Below are 22,010 nucleotides of genomic sequence, written 5' to 3' on the forward strand. Positions count from 1 at the left end.
CGCATAAGAAATGAGAATATATCTTTAAATAAGCCTGGACTGGTCTGAAGACAGGCTATGTCTCATCAGTGAAATACCCTGAATCCGGCCGGCTGCAGGAGCAGGGTCTGCTGCGTTAAGCCGGGCATGAACGGCACAGGCTTCCCGGCTACCCAGTCAGCATGTCCGCTCCCGTAATAGGGAGAAAGCAGATGTCCGCTTTGGCCGCCAGGCATTTCAAAATAGCCCTGTTCTTCTTTTCCGGGCGCAACGACAAGGCGTAACGATGCACCGAAACTTGGTGCCTGCACACGTGGCATGTGATGATCTCCGGGTAACGGATCAGCCGGCATATTCAGCCAGGCAGCAATCCATGAAGGCAGAGCGCGACTGAATGGATGTCTGATGTCAGCCGTATTTTTTTCTCCCCAGCTGCGTGCAGTAATTCCGCCAGGCAATGCCTGCATCTGTTCTGTTACCTGGCGTGCGCGAGCTGCAAGCATGCTGTCCCAGTCACGGTCACCTGCAGGCAATAAATGAGGCGGGCGCTGTTCAATCAGCTTCCATACCGCGTGCTCGGCCTGACCCAAACGTGGCATTTCAAATTCGGGATAATCAGATTTTATTTTGGCAGTAAATCCATCGAGGAGATGTTTTATTACTTCAAGACGAAAAATATGCACAATCCGGTAAGCAACTGATTGCGGAGAAGCGTGTCCATCCCAGTCCTGCAGTGCCTGCTGTATTTCATTACGCCATGTGGCAGGTGGTGTTTTTTGCAGTGTTTCATCCAGCAGCTGCTTCCAGCGGGTAAGAAGTAATGCGCGATCATCCAGCTGGATAGCCAGCAGATCCGCAGGTGAAAACCGGTTTTGAGCATACAGCTTATCCCGAATTTGCCGGCTGCGCGCTCCAAGCTCGTATCCGCCATCCCCCAATTTATTTAATAAAACACCGTCAATCATTCTGGAATTACCGTTCCAGAGGCGCATATCCGGCGGGTTGATCACCAGCGGATAATCTTCATCTGCGAGCCGGCCGTTCCAGCCAACGGGCCGGCTTCCCCAATCTGCCGGCAGGCCGGGATCATAGTTTCCCGCACGTAGCGGAATATGGCCGGCAATCGTCCAGGCAATATCACCATTGCTGCTGCCGGCAATGAAATTTTGTGCCGGCATACCGATATGCCGGGCGATATTTACTGCTTCTTCCAGGCTGTCCGCCTGTTCCAGATCGGCCATATTCAGATTGACTGCATCAGCCTGATGAGCCACCCAGGCCAATGCCAGAGGCGTACCATCAAAATCCTTTGCCAGAATCGGGCCCCATTCGGTTTCATGGATTTCAAGAACTTCGTCAGGAGCACCACGCACATACAGCGTTTCGCGCCATATTTTTATGGGCTTCCATTCACCCTGATTCAGGTAACGGGTGGAATCGTCCGAATCAAGGCGAATTCTTACCCAGTCAGCAAAATCACCATAAGAATTGGTAAATCCCCAGGCAATATGGCGATTGGAACCGGCAACCACCACCGGTGTACCTGGCAGACTGACGCCAGTCACATCAATTTTCTGTTCAGGGTGTTGCGGATCCGAATAAATCAATCGGGTGCGAAACCATAAATTGGGTACCTGCAAAGCCAGATGCATATCATTGGCCACCAGTGCACTGCCATCTGTCAAATGCCCGCCCACGGCAAATCCATTACTGCCGACAGCAGGGATTTCTTCAAATTTGCTGTCTGATACAACCTGTCTGCGGATGGCATGCAAGTCAAGATCAGTTGCGGGCGGACAGGGTGGCCACTCAAATTGCTCTCCAAACAGCGGTGCATCCCATTCGCCTCCGGCAGCAGCCAGAAACCGATAGGCGGATTCCGGTAAAGAAGCATGCATCATTGATAAACCCAGCTCACGCTCAATACTGTTCTCCTGCAAAATCATATACATGGTAAGTACAACTAACAGCGTATCTTCGTTTCGCCAGGGCTGTGGTACGGTTTGTGTAAGCAAATAACCCAACTGCCTGACAGAGAGGCTGTCCAGCCCGGCATTAATTCCATCCCGATAAGCTTCAAGCAGATGAAGCTGATTTTCCGGCAGCTTCTGTAACATTGCCTGTGCCCGGGCACGCATACGATGCATACGCGCCTTCCGGTCTGAGGGTAACGCAGCGGTACCGAACAATTCCGCCAGCTCACCGGCAGCTTTACGGCGCATCAGATCCATTTCAAAAAAGCGCTCTTGCGCATGAACAAAGCCCAAGCCGCGAGCCAGATCAAGCCGGTTTTCAGCACTCAGCGTTACGGTACCAAGTTTGTCCCGTTCAATAGTGACCGTTTTCGCCAGTCCCGGAACAGATCGCTCACCTTCATAGACAGGTAAACTGCCTTTAAGAAGCAGCCAGGCAGCCAGCAATGTGGTTATTATAAATAAAAACAGAAAAAACAATATGTTGCGTAATAACTTCATACTTGATCTTTAAAATGGAAACTGTTGGAATTACAACAGCGGGACCTCATCTTCGCTCAGGAAACAGCACCGCCCCCAATTGCACATTGTCATTTCAGAGGCATTATTTTTTTGTCCACAATTCCTGTGGATAAGTTTGTGTACAATCTGGTAACGACTTGCTTAAGATTGTCATTTCAAACGGTATTTTTAAAGCTGCTGAATTTTTGTACATTTATTTTAATGTTTATAAACAGTATCTTATTTTATTTATCAATACCAGAGCCGGTTTGCGGTGCTGTCAATACCATCTGAGGCAGAGGTGTGGATATTTTCGCATGTGTCAAGGAGATTTTTTCATGACATCCAGAAAATCAGGATTTCCGTTTTTTTCAAAAGAACGATCAGGCATGATTTCCCTGGTTATTTCCGGTTTTTACACATGTGACCGGCCATTCTGCGAGTCACAGGGGTAAGTATGAATGATCTTGATTCACTGATCAGGCAGGTGCGCTGCTGTACTTTATGTGCCGAGCATTTGCCATTGGGGCCAAGGCCTGTCTTTCAGCTGCATCCATCAGCTCGTATCCTGATTACCAGCCAGGCGCCAGGCAGGCGAGTGCATGAAACCGGCTTACCGTTCAATGACCCCAGTGGCGACCGACTGCGTGCGTGGCTGAACATGACACGCGAAACTTTCTATGATTCCAGCCGGATTGCTATTTTACCCATGGGTCTGTGTTTTCCGGGAACAGGAAAATCCGGTGATTTACCTCCCCGGCCTGAATGTGCTCCTGCCTGGCGATCAGAACTGTTATCGCATCTGAATCATATCCGGCTGACACTGCTGGTGGGCCAGTATGCACAGGCTTATTATTTTTCCCGGCAAGACAGGAAATCAGCATCATTAACTGAAAATGTCCGCTCCTGGCGGAAATTCTGGCCTGATATCGTGCCACTCCCTCACCCCAGCCCGCGTAATAACCTTTGGTTGAGGCGCAATCCGTGGTTTGAGGAAGAAATCATCCCGGCACTCCAGGAACGTGTGGCGATAATTCTGAATCAGACAGCCGATTCCTGAGTTTCCATGCCGGAATAACGTCCGGTGCCATTCATTTCCGGTCAGAAATGCCTAATCTACCGGCTGATTTGTATCGGATTACAATAAATAATAATTAATGCGTTGAACTTTATATATGAAGTTTTACCTGATTCAAGAAAAGGTAGCAGTGTTCGGATATGCCATTTCGATTATTTGTTTGTATTAGGTTTTCTGCTTTACGGACATGTGACTGTGGAGTAGAGTAAACCACGAGCGTCTGTTCATTAACTCAGAAAGCGGTTTGCGTTTGCAAATCATTAATAACCATAACCTGAAAGGAGTGGTAAAGCATGAGTAATAGAGAAGCTTATATCAAGAAGGCTGAAGTTCAGTTAAAAGAGTGGAGTGCACAAATCGATCTCCTGAAAACAAAAGGAGAAAACCTGACTGCTGATGCCGAAATCGAGTTCAAGAAGAAATTAGATGAGGCAGAAGAAAAACGAGCTGAACTCTCATCCTATCTGGATCAGCTGGCAGATAAAACAGACAGTATCTGGGATGATATAAAGGATGAAGCAGAAGAAAAATGGAATACTGTCAGCAAAACATTTTCTGATTTTGTCGGTAAGTTCAAGTAAACAGACTGAATCTCTCAACTGAAGTGGAGGAGACTATGTTTAGTAGGGCATTAGTTTTCTTTCTCATTGCTGTTCTGGCTGGAATCCCGGGTTTTGCAGGTATTGCAGGAACGCTTGCATGGGCAGTGAAAGTGTTGTCCTTCACAGGCCTGATCCTCACGGTAGTTTTTTATCTGCCGGGCAAAAGGACACTCCCTGTTTGAATCGGTATTCCCGGTGAGAATTCAAGTAATTGACCACGCCATACAAGGACGTTTGTATGTTCTAATTTTAAACAAAGGAGTAGAAAAATGAAAAAAATCTATCTGCTGTCAACTGTTCTTCTTATGTTTCTGTCATCTTCCGTCATCGCAGAGGAAACTTTCACCGAAAAACTGGAAACAAAGACAAATGATGCTAAAAGAGCAGCCAATAAAGCAATCAATCGTACACAAGAAGCAACCTGCACAGACAGTGATGCTGAATGCTTGAAGCAAAAAGCAAAGAACAGGGCAAGTGAAGCTTATGATGCTACTAAAGACAAAGCATCTGAAATCAAAAATAAAGTTGACTGATTGCCTGCCCCCACTAAACAGCGCCGACTGAAATCCAGCAAAGTCCGTTTTCATAAAGGAGAAAGGACTTGAAGAAGCGGTTTACGGAAGAGCAGATCATTGCTGCTCTCAAGCAAGCCGAGGTTGGTACGCCCGTCCCGGAGCTGTGTCGAGAGCACGGCATCAGCTCGGCGACGTTCTATAAATGGCAGGCGAAATATGGCGGTCTGGACGTGTCTTTGATAGCCAGAATGAAGGAACTGGAGGCGGAGAATGCCCGGCTGAAGAAGGTGTACGCCGAGGAGCGTCTCAAGGCCGACATCCTGATGGAGCCGGGTCAGGTGTAGGTCAGGATCTGCATACGCCTAGAGAACATGCGAGAGCTGACAATAAAAAGGTCAGCTGAGAATGGTTAACAAGCTTGAGCTCGCACCAGAAAAACTTGACTTAAACTAACTTAATTAACAACATAATAAATAAAATAATTATTATTAGAGGGGCAATAATAGCTTTCCAATCCGAAGAAGTCGCTTTAGGGCTGTTCCTCATCATTTCCAGCGCTGCAGGAAATAAAATTATTAAGAATATTATTAACGCTAATGCAGAGGTGATTTGCATCCAATCCATGCCCAGACCTCTTTTCCTTCCATTTATTCCACTCTAAAAATAAAGCCTCGATTTGACCGAGGCTTTGAATAGCTAAAGTAGCCGACAATTAATCGTCATTACCCATAATTCCTAGAATTTGCAACAAGCTGATAAAGATATTGAAAATAGTCATATATAGCCCGATTGTTGCTAACACGTAATTAGTTTCACCACCATGAATAATACGACTCGTATCATATAAAATAAAACCGCTCATGGTGAGAATAACTACAGCTGATATCGCTAATGACATTGCAGGTATTTGTAAGAAAATATTTGCCAGAGCAGCAAGTAAAACTAACAAAAAACCTGCCATCAAGAATCCACCCAGAAAACTAAAATCTTTTCGTGTGGCAAGAGCATATATGGATAATCCCATAAATATCGTGCCTGTACCCGCCAGTGACAATGTAATGATATTTCCACCATTAGGCAGAGAAGCATACATGGTTAACATGGGGCCCAATCCAAATCCTAATAAACCTGTAATCAGAAAAACAATTCCGATTCCCGCTACAGATTGAGCAAAACGGGGTAATACAAACATTGCAATCAGCATGCCACTCATCACAGAAATCAAATATGTCATTGGTGGCATGTTTAAGAACATTGAAAGCCCGGCAGTTAGACCGCTGAACAATAGCGTTAAGGATAACAGTATGTAAGTGTTACGCAATACCCTGTTAGTCGCAAAAGCAGATGATGCGTTATGAGCAATTGTGGAATAACTTCGATTCATTTTAATGACCTCCAAACATAAGTATATAAATTACTACTATTTTTGTTATAGTGACTCAGACGTCTTATTTATAGCTCACCTTATAAGTATAACCTCAATAGTATTTAGTTTTTATAAATCAATGATTTCTATTTTGTAAAAATTTATCAAGGAAATCCTGAAGAATACTTCCTGATTTTGGCAAAATACCTGGATGCCACCTACCGAGTATCCCGATGAAGCAGATGACTTTTGTCAACGTCGAAGTCGTCAGCAAGTGCTGGCAAAATGAACCAGAACGCTTTACCACCAATCCATACCATCATAATACGGGGAACTAAGTACTTTAGCGTAATTCCCGATAGATTTTCTCTGCCAACGCCCGGCTGATACCTTCAGTCTGCTGTAATTCCTCGACACTGGCATTTTTCACACCTTTGAGGCCGCCAAAACGGGTAAGCAGGCTCTGGCGACGCCTGGCACCAATGCCGGAAATCTGCTCAAGGGTTGAGATCCTGCGGGTTTTTCCCCGTTTTGCCCGGTGTCCCTGGATGGCAAAACGATGGGCTTCATCACGGATTTGCTGGATAAGATGCAGGGCAGGGTGATCATCCGGCAGATGTAATGCATCGTCCTGCCAGGGAAGAATCAGCTGCTCCAATCCCGGTTTGCGGGCCTCTCCCTTGGCCACCCCCACCAGTGGAATATCGTTGAGCCCCAGCTCTATCATGACTTCGTTGGCTACCCTGATCTGTCCCTTGCCGCCATCAATCAGGATCAGGTCAGGCAATTTTCCTTCTTCCATGGCAATTTTTGCATAGCGCCGCTGCAGCGCATTGCGCATTGCCGCATAGTCATCCCCCGGTGTGATACCGGTGATGTTATAGCGGCGGTACTCACCATTGCGCATGGCAAAACGGTCATACACCACACAGGAGGCAATCGCGGCCTCCCCCATGGTATGGCTGATATCAAAACATTCAATACGCATCAGACCGGGCAGATTCAGCACTTCCTGCAACGCCTGCAATCTGTCTTCCTGGCTTGCCTGCCGGGTCAGCATTTGCTGCAGGGCCAGTTGCGCATTTTCGGCAGCCATATCCAGCCATTTGCGCCGATCTCCAATCGGGCTGGTCGTCAGTACCACTTTATGGCCGGACTGCTCAGACAGCAGTTTCTGCAACAGTGTTACGCGAATTTTGTGACCGAGGATAATCAGCGGAGGTACGCTGCGATTCAGATAATGTTGAGTGACAAAGGCTTCCAGTACTGTGCTGATGTCTTCTTCATGCGCGTTTTGCGGGAAAAAAGTTTTGTCACCCAAATGGCGGCCACTTCGGATCATGACCAGATTGACAGCAACAGCATGGCCATCAGCTCCGGTTGCGCAGGCAATTACGTCTGCATCCAATGCCCTGCCGCTATCGACAAACTGTTTTTCCTGGATTTTACGCAACGCCTGCATCTGGTCACGAAACAGTGCAGCCTGTTCGTAATCCTGTCGATCGGATGCAGCAAACATTTTCTGTTCAATCATTTTCAGTACCTCATCCTGTTTGCCCTGCAGAAACAGAGTGGCACTTCTGACATCCTCCTGATATGTTTCCCGGGCAATTATGCCAACACAGGGCGCACTGCAGCGTTTGATCTGATAAAGCAGGCACGGCCTCGTGCGGTGGTCAAACACCGAATTCTCGCAGGTGCGCAGACGAAACACTTTCTGCAGCAGCTGGATGCTGGATTTGACCACCCCCGCATTCGGAAACGGACCAAAATACTGATGACGGCTATCCAGCGCACCGCGATAAAATGCAAGCCGTGGAAAGGTATGCCCCGTCAGCAGCAGATAGGGGTAAGACTTATCATCCCGGAACAGGATGTTATAGCGTGGCGCAAGGCTCTTGATCAGGTTGTTTTCCAGCAGCAGAGCTTCCGCTTCAGAGCGGGTAACTGTGGTTTCGATCCCCGCAATCTGTGACACCATGAGTTGAATGCGCGGCGACAGACCGGATTTCTGAAAATAGGAAGATACCCTTTTCCGCAGATCAATGGCCTTCCCAACATAAATGACATCACCTGCCGCATTCAGCATGCGATATACGCCCGGCTGGACGGGTAATGTCAGAACAAATGCTTTACCGTCGAAATATACTTCCGGCAAGGAAGGATCACCCCGTTATTTATCGTTACCCAGCAATTTGCCGCCTATAGCCCAGTTTTCGTGTGGCAGCTCATCAAATGCGATGTAAGTGTAGGATTTTGGCTTATGTGCAATGCGTTCCAGTGTATCCGTGATCTCAGCAGCAATCTGTTGCTTCTGTTCGCTGGTCAGTGAACCGGCCAGCCGGATGTTGATGTAGGGCATACTGTTACTCTCCTGAAATTAGCGGGTGGCGGCCATATCCTGACAGATTCTGCTGACAACCTGTTCAAACATGGTTTCTGTCAGGCGCCGGGTCTGGGTATTGTAGCGACTGCAATGGTAGCTGTCATACAGTCTCACCCCTTCAGCCACATGATGAACTGCGCCATGACTGAAGGGAAAATCGCGATTCCTGTACCCTAAAGCCATCAGCACCGCCTGATGGGCGACAGTTCCCAGCACCAGTAATGCCCGTCCGCCATTTTGTGCAAACTGACCCAGTTCGGAAGTCAGAAAAACGTTGCACTGGCGTATTTCTGCCGGCTGAGGCTTATTTGCCGGCGGCAGACATTTCACGGCATTGGTGATGCGGCAGCCGGTCAATCGCAGTGTATCGTCCGCTGCAAGTGATTCGTGATGACTGGCGAACCCGAATTTATGCAATGTCCGGTATAGCAGTATCCCGGCATAATCCCCGGTAAACGGGCGACCCGTCCGGTTGGCGCCATGTAATCCGGGAGCCAGTCCAACGACCAGTAACCCGGCTGAAGTGTCACCGAACGGAGCAACCGGCCGGGCATGATAATCGGGATAATCCGCCTTAACCTTGTCCAGATACTGTGCAAGTCGCGGACAATCGCGGCAGTCCGGCCGAAAAGAGCTTAATACGGTCATGGAATCCTTTTGCTGTAAAATGATATTTTTATGTTGACACGTTACATCGGTACGCTGTCATAGCTGATTCCCTTCCAAACCAGTGGAGCAAGCACTTGCAACATGCCTTCAAATGTTATCACGGCAATAAGCAATGGCTGGTTGTGCTGCTGTCGTGCTGGCTGCTGTACCTGTCCGGTTGTGGCATTGTTATGGCTGCCTCATCTGCCGAAAAGAAAAAAAAACCGGATCCGGTCGAGGTAAAAATCGTTGCCCCCGCAGCCCTCAAAAAACTGCTGGAGAAATATATAACCTTGCCAGCCCAGCCCTTCAAAGATGATATCAGCCAGGCAATCTACGCACGTAAAATCAGGCAGGAATCAGCCGAGCTGCTGGTAACAGAAGGGTACTTCACACCCGGAATTGAGTTTGGCAGGCAAAAAGAAAACAGCCAAGCATATGAGCTGCGTATCAAACCAGGCGCCAGGACGCGTGTGGCCACTATATCGATCGAATTTCGGGGGGAACTGGCGGCAGATGACCCGGAACACCGTGCCCGGACAGCACAGTTGCAGGCAGAATGGCCACTGAAGCCAGGTGACATTTTTCGCAGTGCACGCTGGGAAGATGCCAAATCCGCTTTACTCACCAGTGTGGTGGAGAAGGATTACGCCACAGCGCACATCACTGAAAGTCAGGCAAAAGTGGATCCGGATACTGCCCGGGCAACATTGTCAGTCATTATTGACTCCGGACCGGCCTTCCGTTACGGAGAACTGCAGATCACCGGGCTGGAACGCTATAAATCCGATGTGATACAAAATAGTGTTCCTTTTCGCCCAGGAGATCCGTATCGCCGTGAGCAGTTATTCGCATTTCAGGCAGCACTGCAAAACAGCCAGCTGTTTAACGCTGCGGCTGTTGCCATCAAAACAGATGTGGCCTTACACAGGGCGGCACCAGTCGTTGTTACCCTGACCGAGGCCCAATCCAAACACGTAGGCGCCGGCCTTGGTTACAGCTCCAACAATGGTGCGCGTGGCGAAGTCAATTATCGTGACTACAATTTTCTGGGACGTGCCTGGAACCTGGGCAGCCTGTTGCGGCTGGAGCAAAAACGCCAGACCTTTTCGGCCAGAGTAGATACGCTGCCCGATGCCAATCGCTACCAGTACTCATTGGGAGCGCGCGTTGAAATGACCGACATCAGAAACCTGAAAACCTTCAATCAGCGAGTGGATTTTTCCAGAATACGGACAACTGCCCATTCCATTCTGCAAGCCGGTATCAACTGGCAGCGCGAACAGCAGGAACCTGCCGGCGCGCCGAAAATGACAAATGAAACTCTGGCGCTGGATTTGTGGTATCGCTATCACGATATCAATGACCCGGTGAATGTGCGCAGCGGCTATGTTTCGGAAATACGACTGGGGGGAGGTTCCCGTTATGCGCTATCTGACCAGAATTTTATCCGCAGCTATGCACGGCATCAGCACTGGTTCCCGGTGGGGCAGCGGGATACGCTGTATTTTCGTGCGGAAGCAGGCTATACCCTTGCACCTTCCCGCAAGGGCATTCCACAGGAATATCTGTTCCGCGCCGGGGGAATTCAATCCATCCGGGGTTATGATTTTCTGAGTCTGGGTGTCAGTGAAGGGGACGCTATCGTCGGCGGACGTGTTCTTGCAACCGGTACAGCCGAGTATGTCCACTGGCTGACGAATGACTGGGGAGCAGCTGTATTTACGGATGTCGGTGATGCAGCTGACAGCCTGAAAAAATTTGATCTCGCGCTGGGTTACGGGGTTGGTGCACGCTGGCGCAGCCCCGCCGGTCCGTTTGCACTGGATCTGGCCAGGCGGCACGATACCGGAACATTACGGCTGCATTTCTCCATTGCGGTAGCATTCTGATATGGACAATCAGACAGAAAACGAAAACCGGGAATCGCAATCATCCGTACAGCCTGTACGGCGATTCAGAAAATGGATTGCAGGCGTACTGGCAGGATTAGGATTGGCTATGGCCGGTGGCATGTACTGGCTGATTTTTACCCCGGCCGGCTTGCACTGGCTGCTGGCAACGGCTTCTCAAGCTACCCGTGGCGCTCTGACATTCTCGGATGTGAGTGGCAGTCTGCATCACACCTTCCACGCCGGAACGATTGCTTATAAAAGCGATAATCTGAAGGCCGAGGTTGAAGGTGTCACTTTCCGCTGGCAGCCACAGCGTTTACTGACCGGAAACCTGCATATTGAGGCATTACTGATCCGGTCGGCTGAAATACACAGTACCGCTTCTGAAAAACAGGAACCGGCCACCCTGCCGGAATCGCTGTCGCTTCCCGTCAGTGCGGTTATTGAAAAACTCGGTATCCGATCATTAAAGACATATACATCGGGTAATGACAGGCCGGATATCGCCATTAACGATCTTGCCTTACGGCTGGACAGTGATGGTAAACGTCATTACCTGAAAACCCTGGCGCTGGATCTGGGGTGGGGGAAAATCGCGGGTAACCTGGAAATTGGTGTGCATTCCCCGTTTGAGCTGACATCCCGGCTGGTTTTTTACAACTGGGCAAATGCCACTCATACTGACGCCAGCGGGCCAGGGTATGCTGCAATTCACCTGAACGGCAATCTGCAGCAAATAAAAGCGGCTTTGACCGTAAAAGACGGGAAGCTGGCCGGTAACGGCAGCTTTACGATAAATCCATTTGCAGCACTGCCGCTGCTTAACGCCACCATCGTGCTCAGCGGAATGGATCCTCATATTTTTTCTCCTGATTTTCCCAAAGCTGACCTGAACCTGAACAGTCAGCTGGAGCAGAAGCAGGCCGGACGGCTTACCGGCTTCCTCACTGCCGGCAATGCACTTGCCCGTCCACTGGATAAGGAAGGTATCCCGCTCAAGGATGCCCGTATGCTGCTCGATCTGACCAGCGACAAAATACAGCTAAGTAATATCGCACTGCGTTTATCCGATCAGGAACCCTGGTCAGGCAGCCTGTCAGGTGAAGCCACCTGGCAGATCAGTACAAAAACCGGACAGGCCGATATTCGAGTGCAGCAACTGAACCCCGCCCATCTGAAAAGCAGCCTGCGTCCGGCCAGATTGGCCGGTAATCTGCATTTTGAAGGTGACGGCCAATCCCAGCACGGGCGGATCGGGCTCCACGATGAAGCACTTCATCTGAATATGGATATGGTACTGACACGTGTGGATTCACTCATTTCTGTCGAAAAACTGGATCTGGCGCGAGGTGATTCGAAATTATCCGGGCATGGCACTTTGCAGCTGGATCAGTCGCAACCCTTTACCTTTGAAGGACTGCTCAAGCAATTTGACACTTCCGCTTTTGCTGATATGCCACCTTCCGATCTGAATGCAGAATTCAACCTGACAGGCCAGCTGGTACCGCAACCTGTCGCCAGCATCAGGCTTGCGTTTGAACGTAGCCATTTTGCCAGTCAGCCGGTTGCCGGTCAGGCCGGTTTTGTGCTGCAGCAACCCGGCCATCTGCGCAGTGATACCCGCCTGCGCCTGGGTGACAATCAGCTTGAAGTAAAAGGTGCGCTGGGCAATCCCGGGGATCACCTGGTAATGACCCTGTCAGCTCCCAAACTGACCCAAATCGGTTTTGGACTGCAGGGGGACATCCACTCCCGCATTGAATTCAGTGGTGCCATGGATCATCCTGAAGTGGCATTCGAGATTAATTCAACCCATTTCGGCTATCTCAGCCACCATGAAGAACATCGGCTTGTTCATCTCAATGCCAGGGGAAGTCTGCAAAAAACCGCTCTCCAGCTTGATCTCAAGACAGGAGAATATCGGAAGAACGATCAGCCCTATCTGCAGAAACTGTTGCTCGGACTGACCGGTACACGATCGCAGCATCAATTGATCCTCACGAGCCGGATTGATCCGGCAACCGAAATACAGTTTCAGGCAAGAGGGGGATTAAATATCCGATCAGGCGAGGCATCTCAGCCGCAATGGGATGGTGTAATCGAGAAACTGGCCATGACCGGCGCAGTACCACTCAATCTGGTCACGCAGCCGGATATCCACATCGGCCCGGAAGCAGCTGCACTGGGGCGAACCCGGATAACAGTGGCAGCAGGTGAAATTGATATTCACGATGCCAGCTGGACACCCCGGCAATGGTCTACTCAAGGTAATTTTACCGGAATTGCGCTGCGCTCGGGCGGCCTGTCATCCAAAGAAGTGCCCGAAAATGCAGATCCCCTGAAACTCGGTGGACACTGGCAGTTTTCAATGAATAAACAATTGACCGGACGCCTGCAGGTACAGCGGGAAAAAGGAGATTTTATTCTGCCGACAGAAACGCCATTCGCACTGGGTTTACAAACATTCATGCTCAATCTTCAGGCTGAAAATAATGATCTGAATGGGCAATTAGCGATTCGCGGAAAACAGGTGGGTGAGGCTGCTGTCCGGATCAGTGCACCCCTGCAATCAACTGGATCAGCCTGGGAAATCAGGAAAAATGCACCATTAAAAGGCGATATGCAACTGAATCTGCCTGATCTGGCCTGGGTTGGTAAAGCATTGAATGATAATCTGCGCAGTGAAGGCCGGATAGCTGCACAGGCCAGTCTGGCAGGCACACTTGACCAGCCGCAGTTGCAGGGCAGTGTAACCGGGGACGAATTGGCAATTGCAATGCTGGATCAGGGATTGCAGCTGAAAGATGGAAAGCTGGTACTCGGCTTCAATCAGGACAGGTTACAGCTTGAAACATTCAGCTTTATCGCGCCACTCGAAAAACCTTCAAAAGATCGATTACTTAAAAATCTGAAACTATCCCGGAAGACCGGTCAGATAAATGCATATGGCAGTTTTGATCTCCATGACCGGCAAAGCAGTCTGGCGATTGAACTCGATCACTTGCCTGTTGCTCAGCAGGAAGATCGCTGGATCGTGGTTTCCGGAAACAGTCAGATCCGTTTCAGAGAACAGGCACTGGATATCATCGGAAAAATCGTGACAGATGCTGGATTTATCAGGCAACCGGCAGCCGGCAGACCTGGATTGGCTGATGATGTGATCATCAGCGGAAAAAATGAATCCGGATCTGAATCACCGAAATTAAAGGTGAATCTGGATGCCACCCTGGACCTGGGAGAGCAGTTCTTTTTACGCGCTTCCGGACTGGAAGGACGATTAGCCGGGCAGTTACACCTGTCAAGCAAACCCGAACAGCTGCTAAGCGCCATTGGAACCATCGCTACACGTGACACCCGTTTTGAAGCTTACGGTCAGCGTTTGCAGGTGAGACGCGGAATCGTTAACTTTGACGGACCGCTGGATAATCCGGGGCTCAATATCCTTGCTATCCGTTCGAACCAGCAATCTGATTCAGGTGATGATTCATCTGATGTAATCGATCAGCCCTCCCAGGACAGCAGCATCAATGCACTGGCAGTACGTGGCGGCATTCGCGTGGAAGCCGGTGTGGAAATTACCGGTACGGTAAAGCACCCTAAAATCAAACTGGTATCACAGCCGGAAGTACCGGATTCCGAGAAATTGTCCTGGATTGTACTGGGGCGGCCGGCAGATAAAAGCGGTCTGGATAGTGCTTTGCTGCTGAATGCCGCCAGCAGTATTCTGGGAGGAACGGATGAAGGTGTTCTGGCAAATATTACCCAAGGGCTGGGGGTGGATGATTTTTCAATCCGGCAGCAGGCGGGTGGTTCGCTGACCGATCAGGTAGGTTCTGTTGGAAAACGGCTATCTTCCCGCGCTTACCTGAGTTATGAGCGCGGTTTGACATCCGCTTCGGCCGGGGTTGCCAAACTGACCTACAGCCTGTTCCCGCATATTTCGGTTGTTACCCGGGCGGGGGACGATAGTGCTGTTGACCTGTTCTACAACTTCCAGTTCGACTAGCGCAAATTATCGGACATCTGCAGAACCTGCAGTTTTTCACTCAGCTGGCGTTTTGGCACCATCAGATCAGCCAGCGTGTAACCATCCAATACCGCCATAAATGCAGACAGTGCTTCCGAGATAGCCGTTTTCAGCACACAACTGCAGCAAATAACGCATGTATTCTGGCTGCTGAAACACTCAACAATATCCATGGATGCTTCCGTATGGCGTATCACTTCACCGATATTAATTTTTTCAGGAGAGCGAGCCAGTCGAATCCCGCCATGTTTTCCTCGCATCGTATCCACATACCCCAGCTGACCCAGTTGATGCACGATCTTGACAATATGATTGCGTGAGATACCGTAACAATTTGCAATTTCCGTTATGGTGGACAGTTCTTCTTTTTTCAGACCGAGATAAGTCAGGATACGTAACGCATAATCGCTGTAGTTTGTCAGTCTCATGAGGCTTTACCCATTTGTTGAGTGAGGGATAGCAGTATAGCTTTACTTTTTCACTCCTGCCCGAAAAGTACAGCGAGCAAACACTTTATGCTTACCGCTTCAAATACCATAATGACCGGAAGGCACGGCCCCGGTCCTGTTATCCGGATTTTGAAAAATAACCTTATCCATAGGCAAAAATGATAGCTGTGCAAATTTATGTTGACAGAATAAGCGGGCCAGGGTGAGCTGCCGGCAGCCATTTTAATAACTTATTGGAAACATTGGGATAATACAAATTTCTGTTTTTTAGGGATGTAATTCTTGCTATAATGATATACGTGTTGTGAAGGTGGGCTGGTTAGCCCATTTTTTATTTGTGGTGAGCCTATGTCTTTATTTGAGTTGCTCGAACCAACGTTAGCCGGCTTGGGATATGAACTGGTTGATATTGAACAGTCCGCCCCCGGAAGATTGCTGCGGGTATTTGTAGATAAAAAAGAAGGATCAATAACACTGGATGACTGTGTTGCCATTAGCAATCATTTGAGCCAGCTGCTGGCTGTCGAGCATGTTGACTACAACCGGCTTGAAGTTTCTTCTCCTGGGTTGGACAGGCCATTGAAGAAAAAAACTGATTTTATCCGGTTTGCAGGCGAGCCAGCCCGGATCAGATTGCGGATTCCTTTACAGGGACAAAGAAATTTTACAGGGATGCTGGTTGAAGTGAATGATGATGTCCTGACATTGGATGTCGACGGAAAGTTGTTGCAAATTGAACTGGAAAATCTGGAAAAGGCCCGGCTGATTCCAAAATTGTAATTCTGATAATTCTGACAATAGGTTTAAGGTTGAAAAATAGGGCTGGAGGGATATGAGCCGCGAGATTCTGCTGTTGGTCAATGCTTTGGCGCACGAAAAGAATGTGGATAAAAACATTGTTTTTACTGCTCTTGAAATGGCGCTGGCTTCTGCTGCCAAAAAACACATCAAGGATGATATTGAGGTGCGCGTCACGATTAACCGCGATACCGGCGAGTTTCAGTGTTTTCGCAGGTGGCTGGTTGTAGAGGAAGATCCTGTTGAACATCCTGAGCGACAAATTACACTGAGTGAAGCACAAAAACACAATCTGCAGTCTGCTCTCGGGGAATATGTCGAAGAGCCGATGGAAGGTGTGACTTTCGATCGAATCGGTGCTCAGGCGGCCAAACAGGTTATTTTCCAGAGGATACGGGATGCTGAGCGCGAACAGAATCTGAGTGATTTTCTTGATCGCGGGGAATATCTGGTAAATGGTGTAATTAAACGCATGGATCGTGGAAATGCAGTCATCGAATTTGGCAAAGTTGAAGCGGTACTGCCACGTGATCAGATGATTTCACATGAAAATCTGCGTATGGGAGATCGCGTTCGCGCCTATCTTCTGAGAATCGATCGGTCGGTAAGAGGGCCGCAACTGGTGTTGTCCAGAACATCTCCGGCATTTCTGACCAAGCTGTTCGAGCTTGAAGTTCCTGAAATTGAAGAGGGAATTTTAGAGATCAAGGCAGCGGTAAGGGATCCGGGTTCCAGAGCAAAAATTGCTGTCAAATCAAATGACAGTCGTGTAGATCCGATTGGTACATGTGTGGGAATGCGTGGTTCGAGGGTACAAGCAGTTACCAGTGAACTTGCCGGCGAGCGGGTGGATATTATTCAGTGGTCGGATGATCAGGCGACATTTGTCATCAATGCGTTGGCACCGGCTGTGATCAGCAGTATCGTGGTGGATGAAGACAAACATTGCATGGATATTGTGGTAGATGAAGAAAATCTGGCTCAGGCAATCGGTCGGGGGGGGCAGAATGTCCGACTGGCATCCGAGTTAACGGGCTGGCATCTTAACATCATGACAGAAGATGAATCCCGGGAGAAAACTGAGGAGGAGACAACATCAATTTGTGAGCTATTCATGGAGAAACTCGATGTTGATGAAGATGTCGGGCGTATTCTGGTAGAGGAAGGATTTTCCACGCTGGAGGAGATTGCCTATATTCCGATTGAAGAAATGTTGGAAATACAGGAGTTTGATCACGAAACAGTTGAGGAATTGCGTAATCGTGCCCGTAACGTTCTCCTGACGGATGCGATTGCAACTGAAGAGAAAGTGGGCCACGCATCAGAGGCATTGCTTGCTCTGGAAGGAATGGATATTGATTTGGTGCGCGAGCTGGCTGAAAAGGGAATCACGACTCAGGAAGAGCTGGCTGATCTGGCGGCGGATGATCTGGTCGAATTAACCGGGATAGATTTTGACCGGGCCAGTAAAATTATTATTAAGGCTCGTGAGCCCTGGTTCACATGATTTCCGGTGCTGATCGGATGATTGCGTATATGATTCCGGTTAGGGCACAGAGTAATTATTGTATTTTTAGATTTTTATTGGATTCGAAGTAAGGGTTGCTGATGACTCAAATGACTGTAGAGCAATTTGCGCATGATCTGGGTATGTTGCCCAATTTATTGCTGGAACAGCTTCAGGCCGCTGGTGTTGGTAAACACTCTGCGGCAGATTTTGTAACGGAGCAGGACAAAACCCAGCTTCTCGATTATCTGCGTAAATCGCATGGAAGCAGCGGATCCAGAACCAAGATTACTCTGTCACGCAAGCAGACGACCGAGATAAAACAATCGGATAGTGCAGGCAGACCTCGAACTATTGAGGTTAAAGTCAGGAAAAAACGAGTACTGGCCAGACAGGATGAACCCGAAGTGGTTGAAAAGGCAGCGGGTGAACAGGTTGTTCCTGTAAAAATAATTGAGATATCAGAGTCAACTGTACCAGCCACATCGGTTATTGATGCTGAACAAATGGCTTTACGTGCTGAAGAGGCCAGAAAAAGATCTGAGCTGATTGCACGTCAGGCTGCTGAGATAAAAGAAAAGCAGGAAAAAAGAAAACAACAGGCTACAGCCCAGGCTGGTGCAAAAGAAAAAGCTGAACCACCCGTTCAGGAGGCTGCTCCGGCTGTACCTGTTATACCGGAGGCAGGCACTAAGGTTTCAGTAAAACTGCCTGAAACAGAGGCTAAAGCATCTCCGACGGCTGCAACCGCGCAAGCTGCACCATCAGCCCCGGCCGCCGGAATGAAAGGTACTCTGCAGAAACCTGCTGTCAAAACGGAAGACAAGGGTGAGAAGAAAAAGAAACAAACCCGGCAGCAGGAAGCCTGGAAAGATGAGCCGGGCAAGCGCCGTGAATCCAAAGCACGCGGTGATTCATCCGGCGGGCAGGAATGGCGGATGCGCAAGGATAAACACGGGAAGCACAGATCGGATGAATTGCAATCCCAGTATGCTTTTTCAGCACCTACCGAACCCGTTGTCCATGAAGTACTGATTCCTGAAACTATTTCCGTGGCAGTCCTGGCACAAAAAATGGCCGTCAAGGCAGCTGAAGTTATTAAAGTGCTGATAAAAATGGGCAGCATGGTAACAATCAATCAGATGCTTGACCAGGAAACTGCCATGATTGTTGTCGAAGAGATGGGGCATGTAGCCAAGGTGGCTGCATCAGATAATCCCGAATCTTTCCTGGAAGAGGTTGATGCGGCTTCAGATGAGAACAAAATGGAGCCACGTGCACCTGTAGTTACTGTAATGGGGCACGTTGATCATGGTAAAACCTCTTTGCTTGACTACATACGTCGCACCCGTGTGGCGGGAGGAGAGGCTGGTGGCATTACCCAGCATATTGGGGCTTACCATGTTGAAACTTCCCGTGGAATGATCACATTCCTTGACACCCCGGGACATGAAGCGTTTACCGCGATGCGTGCACGTGGCGCTAAGATCACCGATATTGTAATTCTGGTTGTGGCTGCGGACGATGGTGTCATGCCGCAGACGATTGAAGCTGTTAACCATGCCAAGGCGGCCAGTATCCCTATTGTAGTAGCCGTCAATAAAATGGATAAACCGGAAGCCAATTTTGATCGCATTAAGCAGGAGCTTGTCAGTTATGGTGTTGTTCCTGAAGATTGGGGAGGGGATGCCATGTTCATTGGTGTTTCGGCCAAAACCGGTCTTGGGATTGATGAATTGCTGGAAGCGGTTTTATTACAGGCTGAGGTACTTGAGCTTAAAGCTGTCCGGGATGCCCCTGCCAAAGGTGTTGTGATTGAATCCCGATTGGATAAGGGACGTGGCCCGGTTGCAACAATTCTAGTTCAATCGGGAACCCTGAGGCGAGGTGACGTGGTGCTAACCGGTGCCGTGTTCGGAAAAGTCAGAGCCATGCTGGATGAACGGGGAAAACCGGTTAATGAGGCAGGCACGTCCATTCCTGTGGAAATTCAGGGGTTATCTGAAGTTGCGGGTGCGGGTGAAGTATTTATTGCACTGGATGATGAGCGTAAAGCGCGTGAGATCGCACTTTTCCGTCAGGGTAAATTCCGCGATGTTCGTCTGGATAAACTGCATGTGGCCAAAATGGAAGATGTGTTTGGTCAGCAGGAGGATATCAGCACACTTAATTTGATTATCAAGGCAGATGTACAGGGATCTTGCGAGGCACTGGCGTACGCATTAAAAAAACTTGAGACCGATGAGGTAAAAATCAACATCGTACATAGCGGTGTGGGAGCAATCATCGAATCCGATATTAACCTGGCGCTTGCATCCAAGGCTGTTGTCATAGGGTTCAATTGTCGCGCTGATTTGAGTGCACGGAAGCTGATAACATCAACGGGGGTGGATGTCCGTTACTACAACATCATCTATGAAGCAGTTGATGAGGTTAAAAAAGCATTGTCAGGAATGATGATGCCGGATCGCAAAGAAAAAATCCTGGGTATGGTGGATATTCGTGAAATCTATCGAATATCCAAAATCGGTGTCGTGGCCGGTTGTTATGTACTGGAAGGTTTAATTAGACGGGATGCGCTGGTTAGAGTGCTGCGTGATGGTGTCGTCATTCATAGCGGGAGTCTGGATTCACTGAAACGATTCAAAGATGATGTCAAAGAAGTGAAAGCCGGTTTCGAGTGTGGGCTTTCACTGAAGAATTTTAATGATATCCAGCAAGGTGACCAGATCGAAGTATATGAGATTGTTGAAACTGCCCGTGTGTTGTGATGCCGTACAAACAGTGATGCAGGCAGATTTCAGAGATAAAAAAGGAGGTAATCATGCCCAGGGATTTCTCACGTACTGTCCGGGTGGCTGACCAGATTCAGCGTGAGCTGGCGCTGCTGATCCAGCGCGAAATTAAGGATCCAAGAGTCGGGATGGTGACGTTAACCGGGGTGGAAGTCACACGTGATTACGCTTTTGCAAAAATTTTCTACACCTCCCTGGGTGGAAACGAAAATATCCAGCTTATTGATGAAGGGCTGAAACGTGCCGCTGGTTTTTTACGCAGTCAACTGGCCGGCAAAATCAGGTTAAGAATCATTCCACAGTTGCAATTCGTTTACGATGAATCTGTTGAGCGTGGCATGAAGCTCTCCCGGTTAATTGATGAAGCGGTCGGTAAAGTTTAACCCAATAGAACCGGATATCCAGGTTCTGTTACCTTAATTTTCTGGTTCAATTTACTGTAAGGTCTGCTCTGTTTAAACCTGCTTCTATCAGCGGAGTCCTGCTGCTTAACAAACCTTCCGGTATCACATCCAATCGCGCCCTCCAGATCAGCAAGCGTTTGTTATCTGCAGCCAAGGCAGGGCATACCGGAACGCTGGACCCGATGGCGCAGGGGTTGCTGCCAATTTGTTTTGGTGAAGCTACCAAATTTTCTTCAGCGCTATTAAGCGCGGAGAAAACTTACATTGCCTCCCTCAAACTGGGCTACATCAGTAATACTGGTGATGCTGAGGGCCAAATCACGCAGGTGGCTGATTCTGATACTAAGCTGACTGATTCCAGGCAGGTAACAGAAATTCTGAAAACATTTCTTGGTCGATCCAGCCAGATTCCACCCATGTTCAGCGCGCTAAAGCAACATGGTAAACCGCTTTACCGATATGCTCGCGAAGGGGTAACAGTTGAACGCAAAGCCAGAGAAATCGTTATTTATACATTGACTCTTAATGTTTTATCAGGCAGTGACATGACGATTACTGTTCGTTGCAGCTCAGGAACCTATGTCCGAACATTGGCTGAGGATATCGGCAAAGCACTTGGTTACGGTGGCGCTTACCTTACTGCGCTATCCCGCACTGCGATTGGTCATTTTGATCTATCTCAATCCTGTAATCTGGATCAGCTTGAATCAGAAGTCTCTGTGCATCGTCAAAAATTTTTATATCCGGCAGACAGTCTTTTGCAAGATCTGCCTTCAATCATATTTGAAGATGATGAAGTGCTGCGTTTGCAGCAAGGCCAAAAAATCAGGAAGGATGTATCCCGATATGAGTTGCCGGTTAACACGAGATTAAAGCTGTACAATCGTCAGAGTACTTTTCTTGGTTTGGGTGAGCTGGCTGAATCCGGGATTATTGTCCCAAGAAGAATGGTTTCACCATGTATGACCGGAGTACCCATGACAGTCAATCAGGCGAGTTAAGTGTCATCCTGTACAACTTTTATGCGCGAGTGAACTGCGGTGATACTAATAAGGTGGCAATGCGTTATAATTTCCTGCTTTTATAC

The 22,010-nt window shown here is 48.8% G+C and carries 18 protein-coding genes and 1 pseudogene; 12 read left to right on the forward strand and 7 right to left on the reverse strand.

The features are described 5' to 3' along the window. Positions 1-65 precede the first annotated feature (65 nt). Positions 66-2,453, reverse strand: a complete 2,388-nt coding sequence (locus IT527_RS00530) for a penicillin acylase family protein (protein WP_292965077.1) — start codon at positions 2,451-2,453, stop codon at positions 66-68. A 457-nt stretch (positions 2,454-2,910) separates the two neighbouring features. On the opposite strand from IT527_RS00530, the gene IT527_RS00535 reads away from it, so the two are divergent. From IT527_RS00535 to IT527_RS00555, 5 genes and pseudogenes are all read left to right on the forward strand, one after another. Continuing rightward, on the forward strand, positions 2,911-3,513 hold the full coding sequence (locus IT527_RS00535; RefSeq protein WP_292965080.1) for a uracil-DNA glycosylase family protein: 603 nt from the start codon (positions 2,911-2,913) through the stop codon (positions 3,511-3,513). Positions 3,514-3,824: 311 nt separating this feature from the next. Then, positions 3,825-4,112 carry a hypothetical protein gene (locus IT527_RS00540; RefSeq protein WP_292965083.1) on the forward strand — a complete coding sequence of 96 codons (288 nt, stop codon included), beginning with the start codon at positions 3,825-3,827 and terminating at the stop codon, positions 4,110-4,112. Between the two features lie 35 nt (positions 4,113-4,147). Next, on the forward strand, positions 4,148-4,315 hold the full coding sequence (locus IT527_RS00545) for a DUF1328 family protein (protein ID WP_292965260.1): 168 nt from the start codon (positions 4,148-4,150) through the stop codon (positions 4,313-4,315). Between the two features lie 87 nt (positions 4,316-4,402). Further along, the gene (locus IT527_RS00550) at positions 4,403-4,666 is read left to right on the forward strand and encodes a hypothetical protein (protein WP_292965086.1); all 264 of its coding nucleotides are present in this window, start codon (positions 4,403-4,405) and stop codon (positions 4,664-4,666) included. 68 nt (positions 4,667-4,734) lie between these two features. After that, a pseudogene (locus IT527_RS00555) lies at positions 4,735-4,971 on the forward strand (transposase); the annotation flags it as partial. A gap of 121 nt (positions 4,972-5,092) precedes the next feature. On the opposite strand, the gene IT527_RS00560 reads toward IT527_RS00555, so the two are convergent. The 5 genes from IT527_RS00560 to IT527_RS00580 form a co-directional block, all read right to left on the reverse strand. Continuing rightward, on the reverse strand, positions 5,093-5,272 hold the full coding sequence (locus tag IT527_RS00560; protein WP_292965089.1) for a hypothetical protein: 180 nt from the start codon (positions 5,270-5,272) through the stop codon (positions 5,093-5,095). 88 nt (positions 5,273-5,360) lie between these two features. Next, positions 5,361-6,032 (reverse strand): Bax inhibitor-1/YccA family protein, encoded by a 672-nt coding sequence (locus IT527_RS00565; RefSeq protein ID WP_292965092.1) that lies wholly within the window; start codon positions 6,030-6,032, stop codon positions 5,361-5,363. Between the two features lie 325 nt (positions 6,033-6,357). Beyond that, positions 6,358-8,172 carry an excinuclease ABC subunit UvrC gene (gene uvrC, locus IT527_RS00570; RefSeq protein WP_292965095.1) on the reverse strand — a complete coding sequence of 605 codons (1,815 nt, stop codon included), beginning with the start codon at positions 8,170-8,172 and terminating at the stop codon, positions 6,358-6,360. Positions 8,173-8,187: 15 nt separating this feature from the next. Then, positions 8,188-8,376, reverse strand: coding sequence for a 4-oxalocrotonate tautomerase family protein (locus IT527_RS00575; RefSeq protein WP_292965098.1), 189 nt, complete (start codon positions 8,374-8,376; stop codon positions 8,188-8,190). A gap of 18 nt (positions 8,377-8,394) precedes the next feature. Beyond that, a complete protein-coding gene (locus IT527_RS00580; protein ID WP_292965100.1) occupies positions 8,395-9,048 on the reverse strand; it encodes a uracil-DNA glycosylase in 654 nt (217 codons plus the stop codon). A gap of 95 nt (positions 9,049-9,143) precedes the next feature. Here IT527_RS00580 and IT527_RS00585 point away from each other — a divergent pair, with 95 nt between their 5' ends. Together IT527_RS00585 and IT527_RS00590 are read left to right on the forward strand one after the other, a co-directional pair. After that, positions 9,144-10,940 carry a BamA/TamA family outer membrane protein gene (locus tag IT527_RS00585; protein WP_292965102.1) on the forward strand — a complete coding sequence of 599 codons (1,797 nt, stop codon included), beginning with the start codon at positions 9,144-9,146 and terminating at the stop codon, positions 10,938-10,940. A gap of 1 nt (position 10,941) precedes the next feature. Then, entirely contained in the window at positions 10,942-14,949 is a 4,008-nt protein-coding gene (locus IT527_RS00590; RefSeq protein ID WP_292965105.1) for a translocation/assembly module TamB domain-containing protein, read from the forward strand. Here the strand turns inward: IT527_RS00590 and IT527_RS00595 are convergent. Beyond that, positions 14,946-15,398 (reverse strand): Rrf2 family transcriptional regulator, encoded by a 453-nt coding sequence (locus IT527_RS00595; RefSeq protein ID WP_292965108.1) that lies wholly within the window; start codon positions 15,396-15,398, stop codon positions 14,946-14,948. The two genes, IT527_RS00590 and IT527_RS00595, sit on opposite strands and share 4 nt — an antisense overlap. A 369-nt stretch (positions 15,399-15,767) precedes the next feature. Here IT527_RS00595 and rimP point away from each other — a divergent pair, with 369 nt between their 5' ends. The 5 genes from rimP (at position 15,768) to truB (ending at position 21,924) form a co-directional block, all read left to right on the forward strand. Beyond that, a complete protein-coding gene (gene rimP, locus IT527_RS00600; protein WP_292965111.1) occupies positions 15,768-16,199 on the forward strand; it encodes a ribosome maturation factor RimP in 432 nt (143 codons plus the stop codon). Positions 16,200-16,251: 52 nt separating this feature from the next. Continuing rightward, positions 16,252-17,724: a transcription termination factor NusA gene (gene nusA, locus IT527_RS00605; protein ID WP_292965114.1), complete on the forward strand. Its 1,473-nt coding sequence runs from the start codon at positions 16,252-16,254 to the stop codon at positions 17,722-17,724. Between the two features lie 101 nt (positions 17,725-17,825). Continuing rightward, positions 17,826-20,495, forward strand: coding sequence for a translation initiation factor IF-2 (gene infB / locus IT527_RS00610; protein WP_292965116.1), 2,670 nt, complete (start codon positions 17,826-17,828; stop codon positions 20,493-20,495). 53 nt (positions 20,496-20,548) lie between these two features. Then, positions 20,549-20,902 carry a 30S ribosome-binding factor RbfA gene (gene rbfA / locus IT527_RS00615; RefSeq protein WP_292965118.1) on the forward strand — a complete coding sequence of 118 codons (354 nt, stop codon included), beginning with the start codon at positions 20,549-20,551 and terminating at the stop codon, positions 20,900-20,902. A gap of 101 nt (positions 20,903-21,003) precedes the next feature. Beyond that, positions 21,004-21,924, forward strand: a complete 921-nt coding sequence (gene truB / locus IT527_RS00620) for a tRNA pseudouridine(55) synthase TruB (RefSeq protein ID WP_292965262.1) — start codon at positions 21,004-21,006, stop codon at positions 21,922-21,924. Positions 21,925-22,010: the final 86 nt, after the last annotated feature.

It is taken from the genome of Nitrosomonas sp. (assembly GCF_020852615.1).
Classification (GTDB): Bacteria; Pseudomonadota; Gammaproteobacteria; order Burkholderiales; family Nitrosomonadaceae; genus Nitrosomonas.